The 14,452-nt window shown below is 48.9% G+C and carries 9 protein-coding genes; 3 read left to right on the plus strand and 6 right to left on the minus strand.

Features of this window, described 5'->3' with window-relative positions; genetic code table 11:
• Positions 1–103 precede the first annotated feature (103 nt).
• Genes HZ996_11005 through kdsA form a run of 3 tightly spaced genes read left to right on the plus strand, consistent with a single transcriptional unit; the run spans position 104 to position 4,198 of the window.
• A complete protein-coding gene (locus tag HZ996_11005) occupies positions 104–2,167 on the plus strand; it encodes a hypothetical protein (protein ID QTN39644.1) in 2,064 nt (687 codons plus the stop codon).
• Entirely contained in the window at positions 2,167–3,384 is a 1,218-nt protein-coding gene (locus HZ996_11010; protein QTN39645.1) for a hypothetical protein, read from the plus strand. Before HZ996_11005 ends, HZ996_11010 begins: the two co-directional genes overlap by 1 nt.
• 1 nt (position 3,385) lies before the next feature.
• On the plus strand, positions 3,386–4,198 hold the full coding sequence (gene kdsA, locus HZ996_11015; GenBank protein ID QTN39646.1) for a 3-deoxy-8-phosphooctulonate synthase: 813 nt from the start codon (positions 3,386–3,388) through the stop codon (positions 4,196–4,198).
• Between the two features lie 15 nt (positions 4,199–4,213).
• Here the strand turns inward: kdsA and HZ996_11020 are convergent, their stop codons facing one another.
• From HZ996_11020 to HZ996_11045, 6 genes are read right to left on the minus strand one after another with little or no spacing between them, the layout of a single operon-like run.
• Positions 4,214–5,281 (minus strand): ferredoxin--NADP reductase, encoded by a 1,068-nt coding sequence (locus tag HZ996_11020; protein ID QTN39647.1) that lies wholly within the window; start codon positions 5,279–5,281, stop codon positions 4,214–4,216.
• Positions 5,282–7,168 (minus strand): tetratricopeptide repeat protein, encoded by a 1,887-nt coding sequence (locus HZ996_11025; protein ID QTN39648.1) that lies wholly within the window; start codon positions 7,166–7,168, stop codon positions 5,282–5,284.
• Positions 7,168–7,749 (minus strand): radical SAM protein, encoded by a 582-nt coding sequence (locus HZ996_11030; protein ID QTN40044.1) that lies wholly within the window; start codon positions 7,747–7,749, stop codon positions 7,168–7,170. The genes HZ996_11025 and HZ996_11030 overlap by 1 nt, the downstream gene beginning before the upstream one ends.
• Before the next feature lie 33 nt (positions 7,750–7,782).
• Positions 7,783–10,179 carry an ABC transporter permease gene (locus tag HZ996_11035; GenBank protein QTN39649.1) on the minus strand — a complete coding sequence of 799 codons (2,397 nt, stop codon included), beginning with the start codon at positions 10,177–10,179 and terminating at the stop codon, positions 7,783–7,785.
• Between the two features lie 3 nt (positions 10,180–10,182).
• Positions 10,183–12,048 carry a peptidase M61 gene (locus tag HZ996_11040; GenBank protein QTN39650.1) on the minus strand — a complete coding sequence of 622 codons (1,866 nt, stop codon included), beginning with the start codon at positions 12,046–12,048 and terminating at the stop codon, positions 10,183–10,185.
• A complete protein-coding gene (locus tag HZ996_11045; GenBank protein ID QTN39651.1) occupies positions 12,041–14,452 on the minus strand; it encodes an ABC transporter permease in 2,412 nt (803 codons plus the stop codon). Before HZ996_11045 ends, HZ996_11040 begins: the two co-directional genes overlap by 8 nt.

Here is a 14,452-nt window from a genome sequence, read left to right on the forward strand (position 1 = left end):
TTGTTCATGACACGACCAATTTAGTAAAATATCGTGTTTGGCCCTATCGTTGAACTTGATGATATCGTATTCTTAAAGAACGCATTTTGTACTTTCGTCCGTAATGAAGAAACTCCATCTTTTACCTCTTTTCGCAATACTTCTCGGAATACTGTCATGCAGAAATGATCTCGAGACTGCGGATTGGGATGTTGATTTGCTTGCTCCAATTCTGATTTCTGAGTTGGATATGGGCGATATCGTCGGTGACACCAATCTTGTGGTCAATCCAGATTCCTCTCTTATTCTGGTTTATTCAACCCCTTTGGTCGAATACGGGCTTGGCGATTTGATGGAGCCCTTCTCGTACACACACTATGAATTCTTGAGTCTCGATTCCCTTGAGCTCGACGATATCGTAATTCCGTCCAGTATCAGTCTTGGTCAAATTGCCAATAGCGCAGGCTTTGTAGGCGCTATTATCATTGCCAACAATGGCAACAACATGGTCGTTCCAGATTTGGGTAGCGTTCCGGGAACAAGTGCTCCAATTGATGCCAGCGAGTACTTTGAATCAATCGAACTTATTGATGGAACCTTGGAGATCAGTATAGAGAATGAACTACCCATTGATGTCGAAGATTTCGGTTTCGGAATTCAAAACAACATTTCTAACGACTACTTGATTCAGGACACCTTGGATATTATTCCAGCTGGAGCCACGGTCACCAGCACTAATTCCCTTGCTGGAAAGACCATCGACAGCGATTTATTAGCCGAGATTTATGGCCTGTCTTCGCCAGGATCAAATGGTCAAAGCGTATTAATCGATACGTCCGATGCCTTGCGAATCACATTGACTATTAGAGATCTACGCCCATTAAGCGCAACCACAATCTGGCCAGCACAAAACATTATAAATGATACCTCAGAAGTCTTTCTTTCCGGTTCCGAAGGACTTGAACTCACCTATGGGGAGATCAAGACAGGTGAAATTCAAATGTCAATCGAATCCACGATTAAGGATAGCGTGGAGTTTGAATACCTCATCCCGGAATCTGAATTGAACGGCAGTCCATTTGGGTTTGTTGAAGCTGTTCCTGCCGCTCCTCCAAATGGAGTTTCGACCTTGGTGAAGGACTACGATTTCACAGGGCTCAGCATGGATCTCACCGGCAAAAAGAATAACCGGTTTAATACGTTTTATCACATTATTCTCGGGCGAATTGACTCCACAGGCTTGATCGTTGAACTGTCGTTAGAGGATAGTCTGGTCGTTGAGTTAGCCATGAATGACCTGGTCATAGACTATGCACTGGGCGATCTCGGACAAGACAGTGCTGGTATTGGTCCTGAGTATTCCGAGCTACAAGGAATGAACAGCCTTGTATCGGGCATGGTAAATCTCGATCAAGCTCTTGGAAGTCTAGAACTGTACAATCCCATTGGAGCAAGTGCTCGGTTCCAGTTGGATGAAATTGTTGGAGAAAACAGAAGAACGAACAATCAAGTCACACTTGATATATCTCAAACGGGAAGTAGCCTTCAAGTTGGGCCAGCAACTGAATCGGGAGGTTCCATCAACGCAGCGCAAAGTACTCTTGATTTAACAGAAAGCAATTCGAACATCAACGAATTCCTTGCGAATCTGCCTGATCGAATCAAATTTTCGGGAAAGGTTATCATGAATCCTGACGGCCCGTACTCCGGTTTTATTTACTACGATCACCCTTTCGAAGCCCGCCTAAACCTGGAGGTTCCCCTAGGACTGTCAGCGGAAAACCTCACTCTCGTCGATACGAGTGATTTTGATTTGGGTACGGCCCCAGAATGGGATCAAATCCGCGGAGGCGAGATTCGTCTCTTAGTTGCCAATGGTTTCCCTTTCGAGGCCGTAACCACGATGACCTTGTTGGATATAAATGGAGATGTACTGGAAGACATACTATTGAATGATGTAGTCCAATCCCCTGATTTAGATGCAAACCTCAAGGTCATTGAACCTAAGTCTTCGACGTTGACTATTCCCCTTTCGCCAGAGCGTATACAGCGATTCAAAGAAGCGACAAACGTTCGTTATGAGATCGTATTTAACACGGCTCAGCTTCCTAGTTCGGTTAAAATCTACTCGACGTATAAGATGGACATCAAAATGATTGGTGACTTTACCTACCGCCTCAATAATTGATGAAAAGAGCACTACTCCTCCTTTTGATCGCCCCTTTTTCGGGCTATAGCCAAGCCCTTCAAAGTGGGCCTTGGGAACGAAATCCGGACGCACAGCGCTTTGTGGATTTGAGCTATGTATACGCTTTGGGGTCGGCCTCCATACCTTTTGCCGCCCAACAGAGCATTCTCTATGATGATTTTCTCGATGAAAGTGACAAAGAGCTCTTTTTGTCCAGTGTTAAGGACAATAACCAAAGTGCCCTGAACGACCTTTTTGAGTTTAACTATGGGTATCGATTGGACGATGCGAAGGCTCAACGCAGAACCTTTGGTATTCACTACAACAGCATCCGCGCGGTCAACTACAGTGAAAACCTATTGAAATTGGCCTTGTACGGAAACGCCCCATATGCGGGAGAGACTCTTGATTTAACTCCAACGGCATGGTGGAGAGTCCGTTATTTTGAAGGGTTCTATTCGTGGGGCTTTGATAAAGACAAATGGTCCTATGACATTAGCGCTTCGATTCTCGTGGGTCTTGAAGAGCAACGTTTCGGAGCAGATCGTCTAGACTGGTTCACACCCGAATCAGGCGAGTATATCGATCTAAGCGCTAAAGCCGTGGGAAGCTTGACGGATACCTCTTCAGGTCGTAGCGCAATCAATGGCCTAGGATTGGGGGTTGGTCTTTCGGGGACATACTATGAAGGTGATTGGACCTTTCACGGAGCACTTGAAGACTTTGGCTTTATTCGATGGAATGACCAAAGCTATTCTATTGATGTAGACACCAACTACCGATACGAAGGGCTTTACATCGATAATCTATTCGATATTCAAGATAACTTCTTTGAAGAGTCCATTGATAGTCTCGGTCGCGCATATTTTGACGGTGAGCAAGGTTCTCGAATCGGCGTTACGCCTTTCCTGGTACGATTTGAAGCGCACAGAAAAATAAGCGAAACTCAAGCCTTAAGAGCCGGTCTGCAATACCGGTACCGGGTTTTCAACTTGCCGCTCCTCTATGCAGCTTATGACATGAAACTGGGCGAGAATCATGAATTGAGTCCAACCGTGCATTATGGCGGATACAACCGGTTTGGGCTTTCAGTCGATTACCGATGGAATATCTCAGGAACAGACCTACTTTTGCAATTGGGTAATCTGAACTCATGGGTTGCCCCTAAACAGAGCTACGGGATTCACCTGGGCATTGGCTTAAGAAAAACCTGGTAAAATGATCGAGCAACTCCCTAGAATTAAACATGCCGACTCAAAGGCATTCTTTTTACTGGCTGGCCCATGCGCGATAGAGGGTGAAGATGTGGCCTTAAGAATTGCTGAGCGAGTTGTGGACATTACCGACCGTCTGGGTATTCCCTACGTCTTCAAAGGGTCTTATCGAAAAGCCAACCGATCTCGAATTGACTCCTTCACTGGAATCGGAGATGAAAAGGCACTCAGAATACTGCGGAAGGTCAGTGAGACTTTTGAGGTGCCAACCGTTACCGACTATCATACCGCAGAAGAAGCTGAAATGGCGGCAGAGTATGTAGATGTTCTGCAGATTCCGGCATTTTTATGCCGACAGACCGATATCGTTGTAGCGGGGGCCAAGACTGGAAAATTCTTAAACATCAAGAAGGGACAATTCCTTTCACCTGAAGCCATGCAATTTGCCGCACAAAAAGCTGTAGACTCAGGTAACGACAAAGTCATGCTTACAGACCGTGGCACCTCCTTCGGTTATCAGGACCTAGTTGTGGATCCAAGGGCCATTCCGCAAATGCAGGCATTGGGATTTCCTGTGGTCATGGATATTACCCATAGTCTACAACAGCCCAATCAAAGTTCCGGAGTTACTGGAGGGCGACCTCAACTGATAGAAACCATTGGGAAATCCGCTATTGCCGCGGGGGCGGATGGAATCTTCATTGAAACCCACGATGATCTGGCGAACGCTAAAAGCGATGCCGCCAATATGCTGCCCATTGATCAGCTCGAAGAGCTTCTGACCAAGTTACTGCGCGTCCGCGAGGCTATTCTCTAAACCACAAACGAGCCTTTACGCGTCGTCGTAGTCAATACGTGCGGTGGAGCTTGAGCACGTGGTGCTGCACGTCAGAATAAATCCTTCCTCAATATCACTTTGGCCTAAGGAAATATTCTTAGAGGTATCAAACTCGCCTTCTGTTTGTTTCGCAATACACGTAGCGCAAATACCACTCGTACAGCTGTAAGGAGCGTCCAATCCGGCATCTGTGACAGCGTCCAAAACAGTGGTTCCTGCCGGTATGGAAATGGAATGCTCCTCACCGTTTAGGATGACTGTTGCACGACAGTCGACTGCTTCAGCGGTCGATACCCCAGGAGCAGGAGCTGCTGCCGTGAAGAACTCAGAATGTACGTTCAACCGAGGAACAAGGATTTCATAGAGGTACTCCTGTAAATCCTCGATCATTTCTCCAGGCCCGCAAAGCAAGTATACAGGAACCACGGGATGTCCAGGGAACCCCAAGTGCTTTTTGACCACATCGTATAGGTTGTCCCTAGAAATGCGGCCTTCTTCCCAGTGCTTACAGTTTTGCGGTTGTCTATCTCTAGAAAGAAAATGCACCACCTTGAAGGCATCGTAGTGCTCCTCCATCCCATCTAGCTCTTCCTTAAAGATAATGTCGGATACGGACCGGTTGCCATAAAGAAGAAGTACTTCTGTTTTGGGCTCTTCCTTCAGGAGTGTCTTTAAATGTGACATTAGTGGAGTGATTCCGCTTCCGGCACCCACTAGAACTACTTTACGAGCCAGATCTGGGCGTGTTTCCAAGGTGAAACGCCCTTCGGGCGGATGAACAAGCAGCGTATCCCCCACGGAGACTTCACGGTTTAAGAAACGGGACATTGTTCCATCTGGCATTTCCTTTACGGTAATGGTCCATTTCTTCTCTCCTGGCGAACTGCTGAAAGAATAATTCCGACGAACCTCTTGACCGTCTATCACGGCTTTAATGGTCAAGTATTGACCAGCGCGATAGCGGAAATCCTTTTTGCGAAAGAGCGGTATTTTAAAGCTTATTGAAACGGCATCTGCGGTTTCGCGATGCACATCGGTTACCTTGAGGGAAAGAAAATCCATCTAGTTCTGAATGATTTTAAGTTCGGTTCGTCTATTCTCCTGACGACCCAATTCTGTTTCATTTGAAGCAACGGGATCCGTTGCACCGTACCCCACTGCTTTCAGCCGCTCGCGGGGCACCCCACGATTGACTAGGTAGTTTACAACGGCAATAGCTCGTTGTTCACTCAACGATTGATTTGATTCTTGTGAACCCACATTGTCCGTATGTCCTGATATTTCCACAACCAGTGACGGGTTTAAGGCAAGAAACTCCGCCGTTCGGTCCAGTTCTGGTGAGCTTGAACCGCGCAGTTCAGAACTTCCTGAGTCGAAAAACACATTCCGCAAGGTGAGGGAAGCACCGGTCTCAATAGCGTGTAGTGAGACAGGAAGGTCTCGAGCCGAGTTCTCGGTCGATTCTTCCAAAGTGAATCTTTCGCTGTGAAAGAGGTAGCCCGGATGTCGAACATTCAATGCGTAATTTCTATTCCCGGGTAAGCAAGCAAAGTAGTAACCAGCCGAACCCGTGTTCATTTCCAGATAGGTTTCACCGGTGGAAACGTCGACAAACTCGACGGTAGCGCTGAGGGCGCTACCCGATTGATGATCGGTTATAAAGCCTTTGACGTAAGCGATGGGGGCCGCCCGGACGTCTTCTGGTAAGTCAAAGTTGTACAGGTCCAGCATTCCCCTCGAGTCCTCATAACCTTCACGGCTGTAGTAGGCTGTTCGTCCATCTGGAGCAACGATGAGCCCGTTTTCTTCCCGCACGGAGTTGATGGGGTATCCGAGGTTTTGAGGTGTGGACCAAAGATTGTTATCGAGCCGTAGGCTCAAGTACATATCGAAATCGCCAATGCCCGGATGTCCGGTGCTCGCAAAATACAAGGACTGGCCATCCCAGTGCATGAAGGGCGTGATTTCGTCGCCGCGGGTATTGATGGAATCCCCGAGGTTGATGGGTTCACCCCATTCTCCGCCCCCTTCGAAGGTTGACTTCCAAAGGTCTTTTCCGCCTTTTCCGCCGCGGCGATTTGAAGTGAAGTAAATGGTTCGTCCATCTGGGCTAAGGCTTGGCTGGCTCTCCCAGGCTTCGGTGTTGATTGGATATCCCAAGTTAAAGGGTTTCCCCCATGTTCCATTTTCTCGGATGGTCATGTAGAGGTCGCAGCTCCCGGCGCCATCTTCCCGTCCGCAGGCTGTAAACACGGCAACATTTCCATCTGCACTAATGCACAAGGCACCTTCGTTACCGTCCGAGTTCACTTGACGGTCAAGGGCTTCGGCCAGGGACCACTGCCCCTGTCCTCCCCGACTGACGTAGAAGTCTTCTTTCAAGGCGCGGGGACTTGGCTGATTGCGCGTGAAAATCAATTCCTTTCCATCAGCCGTTACTGCGGGAAAGTACTCCATATAGGGCCCATTGACGGAATCGCCTAGGTTGATGGGGTCAAAGGGTACGGGATTAGCCTTGGCATCAAGGCCAAAGCGAGCCCAAGCCAAGTATTTTTCGGCTTCTTCCTTTCCGCGGTCCGATGCACCTTCTGACTTCATGTACGCCTCGTAATCGTCAATGGCCCGCTCGAAGTCTTCCATTCGATAGTAGGCCAGACCGCGTCGATACAGTCCTAGGAAATAGCCCGGTGAAAGATCCAGCACGCGGTCGAAACTGGCCAAGGCCTTATCGAATTGCTCTTGCCGCAATTGCAGCTCACCGAGCATGAGGTGAGCATCTCGATAGTCTGGATCGCGTTCAATGGCCTTGTTCAGGTAATTCACGGCCTCCCCTACTTTATTCTGCCCCATGGCTTGGCGCGCGTATTCCACGTCCCGGATGGATTGTCGCGATTGCGCCACAAGAGATGGTGCAAGCAAGAGGAATAGGGCAAGAAGGAGGTTACGCATTAGGGAATGTCCAGGTATTTGTGCGTCTGAAGCGATATACGCCAGCGCGGATGAGCCTTTACATAATCAACGATCAGCGGCATCATTTCGTGCCGACGGTCCCATTCTGGCTGGAGGAAAAGAAGACAGTCGTCCGAAACACGGGCTGCATGCTCTTCGGCCCATTTAAAATCGTGCTTGTTGAAAACCACAACCTTCAATTCATGTGCGGAAGGGTAAAAATCCTCCAGAGGTGCTTTGAATTTCTTCGGTGAAAAGGTGATCCAGTCCCACTGGCCGGTCAACGGATGAGCGCCAGAGGTTTCCACATGGGTTCTCAGTCCTTTGGCCTTAAGGGTCTGAGTGAGGAACTCGAGGTCATACATGAGGGGCTCTCCGCCCGTAACCACCGCAATTTCTGCTTGTGAAGACCGAGCCATATCGGCCATTTTTTCTGCCTCCACGGCAGGATGCGCGGCCGCATCCCAACTATCCTTGACATCGCACCAAACGCAGCCAACATCACACCCTCCTAAACGCAGGAAGTAGGCCGCCGTTCCCGAATGAGCTCCCTCACCCTGGACGGTGTAAAAATGTTCCATTAAAGGCAGGTTCTGCGCCATGGCGCAAAGATACTATTCGTACCGTAGACTCTTCACTGGATCTGTTCGTGTAACCTTCCAAGCGTGATAACTAATCGTAAGGGCAGATATTGCTATGGACAACAGTCCTGCAACGGCTACTGCACCCCAACTGAAGTCTATCCGATAAGCGAATCCATTGAGCCAGTTGTTCAGTGCCCAATAAGCAAACGGGATAGCAATGACGAAGGCGATCAAGACCAGTGAAAGGAATTCTCTAGCGATCAAGCGAATCAAAGAACCCGCTTCTGCTCCTAGAATTTTGCGAATTCCAATTTCCTTGGTACGCTGCTCCACACTTAAGGAGGTTAAAGCAAAGAGACCAATACAGGAAATAACGATAGCCACAAGGCTAAAGAGTGCCACCAATACGCGTAGGGTATTCTGTCCTTGATAAAGGCTGTCCAGGCGGTCTTCAAGGTAGAAGTACTCAAAGGGGAACTGAGAGCCAAATTTCCCCCAGACCTCCTCAAGGTGGTCAATGGCGCGCTGATCCATTCCCGGTTTGACGCGCACCGCAAATTCCTGAACCCAAAACCCCTGGGTTTTGATCATATCCAAAACAAAAGGTCGAATGGGCTCATTTAAGGAGACGTAGTGAAAGTCTTTAAGCACACCGACGACACGCTCCTGACCCCTAGGAGTGGTCATTCGCTGGCCCAGGGCCTCCTCGGGAGTACCCCAACCCATTTCACGGACTAGGGTCTCATTGACCAGTACTGCGGCGGTGTCGTCCGACTTGATATCCTCGTTAAAGTCACGTCCCGCAACGATTTCCAGCCCCATAGTGGATACGAAGTGCTCATCGACGATCAATGAGGGTAAATACTGCCACTTGTCCGGCTGCATGCCTTCGTAGTTGTACTCGAATACGTTGTGGTCCTCGCCGAGAATATCGTTCATGATGGTAAACTTCTCGATACTCTCATCGGCCAGCACCTCCGTGCGAAACGCTTCAAATTGCTGCAGAATCTGTTGCTTGGTCGACATGACAATCACATTGGATTCGTTGAATCCCGGATCCTGACTCTGCATGAACTGAAATTGTCGATTGACCATAAGGGTTCCGACAATTAGTGCAGCGGAAAGGGTGAATTGTAAAACCACAAGCACTCTCCTGAAGGCTTGTTTTCCTTTTCCAGGGGTTCCGCCTTTCAGCACCTTAACGGGCTGAAATCCGCTTAAAAAGACGGCAGGATACAGCCCTGCGACCACTCCCAAAAAGAGCGCACTGGCCAGAATGAAAATGAGGTTCAGAGGTTCGAACAGAGTTGCAAAGGCCAATTCCTTGGAAGCCATTCCATTGAATCCAGGCAAAAGAATCTGAATTAGGGCCAGGCTGAGTATGACCGCAATCAAGGTTAAAAGAATCGATTCGGAAAGAAACTGACCTACGAGCTGTTGCCGCTCTGCGCCAAGGACTTTCCGCACGCCTACCTCTCGGGCCCGACGAGAACTCCTTGCCGTTGCCAAGTTGGTGAAATTCGTTGCCGCGATAAGGAGTATGATAAACCCAATAGCACCGAGAATATACAAGTAGGAACGCTCGTGATTTGGTCGGATCTCGTACTCCAAGTGCGATTCCAAGTGAATATCAGCCAGCGGCATCAGGTAGAACGAGGTCTGACCAGCCATGAATTCAGGGTAGTATTTCTCAATGAAAGAGGGGAATTGACCTTCAAGTTCTTCAGGAGTGACTCCTTCTTGAAGCATGACGTAGGTCCAGCACGGATTCCATACCCAATTATTCCCTCCAATGGGGTTACCCATAAAGTTCCTGAGGGTAATAAAACTAATGAGGGCTTTGGGACGGAAATGCGATTGCGCAGGAACATCTTTCATGACGCCACCGACCTTCAACTGAATACCCCCCTCAATGATTACATCCTTTCCTATAGGGTCTTCGTCTCCGAAGTATTTTTCCGCCAATTCCTCGTTGATCACTACCATATTCGGTTGCCCCATAACCTTGGGGTCCCCGCCGATGAGTGGCCAGTCAAAAACTCGGAAAACTCCGGAATCCGCAAAGAAAATACCTTCCTCGTTGAACTTGAGATCTTCGACCTGCATGGTAAAAACGGGCCGCTGAAAATTGAAGAATCGAACGACATCATCGATGAGATGAGGGTAGTCATTGAGGAGTGCTGGAGTCACTGGAAACTGCATGCTGGAGCTCTCTTCTCCGGCTCCTTCAAAGTCTAGAATTTCCCAAAGACGGTAGGTGCGATCTGCCTGGCTGTGGTATCGGTCATAGCTCAACTCATCGCTGATGTACAGCGCGATGAACACGAAACTGATGAGCCCAACCGTGAGCCCGACTAAATTGATAATCGTGTAGAGCCTATCGCGAAGAAGGCTTCGCCAGGCCGTCTTGAGGTAATTCCGCCACATAGCTTATCCCTTTTTATCCTTCAACCAGTGATCTCTAATTCTTTGTTGTTCGGGCGTGGGTTCCGTAACGAATTGCACTACGTGATCATCACTGGTTTCGACCTCCATAGCCTTACCCTTAAGCACGACATTTTCGAACTCCTCACCGCTTTTTCGAGCGACCACGATCTTGACCTTATCCCCTTCTGAGGTGGACGCTCGCCAAGCATCTATTTGGCTTCCTACCATCTGCACATTGGTCAAATCGAATTCGTTAATACTGATGAATTCGTCTCCAACCTGGTATCCCATGTTGGCCGCGAAGTCGTTGGCATCGTCCAAACTAGCGATGAATAGACGTCCTGTATTTGGGTTGTAGCCCAGAGGGATTTTCCCAAACGTGATGGTCGTGCTAGGTACAGATGCCTGGTAGCTCACTCCAGCATAATTCAGCACTTCTTCAAATGGCAGCGCCTCGTAGCTCTCCAAATGGCGGGTAAAGAATTCACGGATCTCGGGGTACGTCAACTCGGCTATAGCGTCAAATAGCTCCTCATCCTTGAAGGCTTTTTCAGCTCCGTATCGGTCCTGAAGATCCTTGATCAAGGATTGCAGGCCATATGCTCCTTCACTCCAATGAAGTAATTGGAGATCCAAGGCCATTCCGATCAGCGCACCCTTTTGATATACATTCCCGTATTCACCTGCATATACATCCAAACAGTGGGCACTCATCGTGGTAAAGGGAACCTGATCATCATAGGCAGTGGTGCTTTGCGTCATTTTTTCCTGCATCGTCTCCAAGAACTCTTGCTCGGAAATCAAACCGGCCTTTACCTGCATATGATGGGCGGAATACTCGGTAACTCCTTCATAGAGCCACAAGTGCTCAGACATTTGAGGTTCAATCCAGTTGTAATCGTGGATCTCTTCAGAATGAATCGTCAAAGGAGTTACGATGTGGAAGAATTCATGCGCGGTGACGTCTTGAATTTCTTGGCCCATCACGGAATCCGGTAGATCCGGTAATGAGAAAACCGTGGAGTAACTGTGCTCTAAAGCACCCATGCCACCTGAATTGGTAGGACCGTCCCATAGATAGATCAATTGAGCATAGCGGTCTACAGGTAGAGTTCCGCCCAGATATTCCGCTGCCGCAGCAAAGAGGTCTTTGTTGCGGTCCATGACTTCGCGGGCATTCAACTGTCCGTTTGGAGAATAGACCATCACCTCAATTCGGGCATTGGCCACTTGAACAGAGGCCGTGTCGGGAGCCGAATACATAATTGGGGAGTCATGCATAGTAAAGTAATCACTGGCCATGAACCGATCACGGTCGGCACTTCGGTCCACGACCTCTAAGGCCGTGACTCCATATAATTCCGATGGATGCGCAATGGTCAACTCAAAAGGTCGGTCCTCAATACCTTCCAGGTATCCGACCATAGCAAAGAGGTTCAGCACAAAATTGGTATCCGCTTGAAAATTGGAACCACCTGGTTCAAAGACCGTTTTGCCCGGCTCACCATCAAAGGTGTCGTCGATTTGGTAGGAAAGGGTGCCGAGTCCTTGCGCACCTGATATTCCCCAGCGATTGGTTCCGATTTGCTTCACGGGAAGGGGCTGACCATTGGTGTCCAAGGCAGAGAAAGACGAAACAAAACGTCCAAAGTCGCTGATTCCGTAGGTTCCAGGGACAATCTTCGGCATTTGAAACTCGATTTCATCGGTATGGACCTGGGGTGTTTCCATGGTTATGGTGAGGCGGTCTTCGACCAAGTGATTGAGGTCAAAGGAAACCTTGTAACCAACGGGCTCTGCGGTTTTGGCTATCGTGCCGTAGGCACTAAAAACACATAGAAAAAGGAGTAATAGGACTGATCTATTCATAACGTAGGGCATTGACCGGATTGGCCCGTGCGGCCCGGAAACTGTGGTAACCCACTGTCAGAAACGCGAGTAAAAAGGCCAGTCCGGCTGAGATTAGGAGTATAAAAATGGAAAGTTCAATACGGTAGGCGAAGTCTTGAAGCCAACGCTGCAGCAACACGTAGGAAACGGGTAAACTGATGAGGACGGCTATAGCGACCAGGAGCATGAAGTCCTTAGAGATCAAACGAATGATTTGCGCCACAGAGGCTCCGAGGATTTTTCGGATGCCGATCTCCTTGATTCGCTGCTCAATGGTAAAGGAGGACAGGGCAAATAAGCCTAGGATGGCGATGAAGATGCTGATAAAACTGAAGTATCCGAAAATGGTCAACATTCGCTCTTCACTCCGGTAGAGCGCATCGAATTCTTCGTCGACAAATTCATAATCGAAGGGATAACCCCCACTCATGTTGTCCCAGACCTTTTCGACCGATTTCATGCCGGAGGCCAGGTCATCCGATTGAATCTTCACCGCTAAGAGCCTACTGTTTCCGGGGTGATAGCGAAAAACCATGGGCTCGATGGGGTTGTGTAAGGAAGCAAAATGGAAGTCTTCGACTATTCCAACCACCCGGCCGTCATTGGCTGCGGAATCATTGGCCATTAGGCCCCATTGCATACGTTTCCCTATGGCTTCTTGATTCCAGCCAAATCGCTCCGCCGCTGTTTGATTGATGATGAAAGCTTGGGTGGCATCTGTTCCCCCTTCGCGCCGAAAATTTCGTCCTTCAAGGAGCTCAATGCCATAGGTATCCAAGAAATGCTCATCGACGGCCATAAACTTGATGCCTCGTTCTTTAAGGGCGCCTTCTTGCTCTATTCGAAACAAGAGTTCACCTACAGTTCGGCCCGGAAAATTTGTCGACAAGGTGGCTTCTTGAACTTGGGGCAGCTGCTCGAGTTCCAATCTTAGTGAAGCTCCTCGATTGGTCACCGCAGTGTCCCGGGGCAATTGAAGAACGAGGACTTGATCCCCGTCAAAACCGAGGTTTCGATTCCGCATGAAGTTCATTTGCTGAAAGACCACGATGGTCCCGACGATCATCAAAAGGCTGAAGACAAACTGTACAACAACCAAAGAACGACGCAGGGCTCCTATTCGACCGAATTGAGGAAGATGCCCCTTGAGCACGCGAACCGGGTCAAATCGAGACAAAACTAAGGCCGGGTAGGCACCGCTCAATAGTCCGACGACCAGCCATAAGGCGAGTATCGACACCAATAGCTCCATTTGAAATAGGCTGCCAAAGGTGAATTCTTTATTCGCGAGGTTGTTGAAGGTTGGAATCATAACCTCGACTAGGGCAAGTCCGAGCAAGGTAGCCAAGAAGGCAACCAAGAGGCTTTCTCCCAAGAATTGACGTCGAATTTCGTCCTTGCTTCCGCCTAGCGTCTTACGAATCCCCACTTCTCGAGAGCGTTTCCCACTTTGTGCCAGAGAGAGGTTGACAAAGTTGATGCTGGCAATGGTGACGATGAAAAGTCCCACGATTCCGAAGATATAGAGGTAGCTCAGGTTCCCTTTGGGATGGTCGTACTCAGCTGCACGATAAAAGTGCAGACCTTCCAAGGGTTTCAAGAAATATTGCGCGTCCTGCTCAAGACCGTTGGTCTCCTGGAAGGGAACCACGTACCGCTCCTTGAAGTCGGCCATGATGCGGTCTCTTTCATCGGCCCGAAGGGCCTGATGGGTTTTAAAATAGGTGTATGAAATCAACCAATACCAGTCACCGGAAGCCTGTTCTACCGTTTGCTGGGGCCACGTACTGAGGGAAAGGAGCGTGTGAAAATAGACTTCCGTTTGTGCGGGGGGATCTTCTGCGATCCCAGTCACCGTATAAAAGTTGTTATTGATGCGTATGGTGGTGTCCAGAACGTCCAAGTCCCCGAAAAGCTTGAGGGCCGTAGATCGAGTTAGAACGGCAGAATTAGGCGCCACCAAGGCCTTTTTGGGATCTCCAGCAATTAGGTCAAAGGAGAAGATTTGGAAAAAGGAGCTGTCCGCGAACCAGAAATGCTCTTCTGTGAAAATCTGATCTTCTACGCGAACGGTCACTTCGTTCCCGGCGGAAATGAAGCGCGAGAAGGTTTCAAATTCCGGATAATCAGCGACAAGAGTTGGCCCTAATGCCATGGGACTGACACCTGCATGAAGAATTTCCTCCATTTCTAAGTCCACATACCCCCGGTATATTCGCCCTACGTCTTCATGCATGGACTCATAGCTCAGCTCGTCCGACACATATAGTGCAATCAAAATCGCACAAGAAACGCCTAGACCTAAACCCAAAATACTCACGAGGGCGTAGACCCGGTTACGCACCAAGGATCGAATGGTCGTTTTGAGGTAATTCTGCCACAT

This window comes from Cryomorphaceae bacterium (assembly GCA_017798125.1).
Taxonomy (GTDB): Bacteria; Bacteroidota; Bacteroidia; order Flavobacteriales; family ECT2AJA-044; genus ECT2AJA-044.

What these genes read in the sequence shown, in the direction of transcription:
- HZ996_11025 (QTN39648.1), bottom strand. Translation starts at nt 7,168, where the DNA reads ATGCGTAACCTCCTTCTTGCCCTATTCCTCTTGCTTGCACCATCTCTT.
- HZ996_11040 (QTN39650.1), bottom strand. Translation starts at nt 12,048, where the DNA reads ATGAATAGATCAGTCCTATTACTCCTTTTTCTATGTGTTTTTAGTGCC.
- HZ996_11020 (QTN39647.1), bottom strand. Translation starts at nt 5,281, where the DNA reads ATGGATTTTCTTTCCCTCAAGGTAACCGATGTGCATCGCGAAACCGCA.
- HZ996_11030 (QTN40044.1), bottom strand. Translation starts at nt 7,749, where the DNA reads ATGGAACATTTTTACACCGTCCAGGGTGAGGGAGCTCATTCGGGAACG.
- HZ996_11010 (QTN39645.1), top strand. Translation starts at nt 2,167, where the DNA reads ATGAAAAGAGCACTACTCCTCCTTTTGATCGCCCCTTTTTCGGGCTAT.
- kdsA (QTN39646.1), top strand. Translation starts at nt 3,386, where the DNA reads ATGATCGAGCAACTCCCTAGAATTAAACATGCCGACTCAAAGGCATTC.
- HZ996_11035 (QTN39649.1), bottom strand. Translation starts at nt 10,179, where the DNA reads ATGTGGCGGAATTACCTCAAGACGGCCTGGCGAAGCCTTCTTCGCGAT.
- HZ996_11005 (QTN39644.1), top strand. Translation starts at nt 104, where the DNA reads ATGAAGAAACTCCATCTTTTACCTCTTTTCGCAATACTTCTCGGAATA.
- HZ996_11045 (QTN39651.1), bottom strand. Translation starts at nt 14,452, where the DNA reads ATGTGGCAGAATTACCTCAAAACGACCATTCGATCCTTGGTGCGTAAC.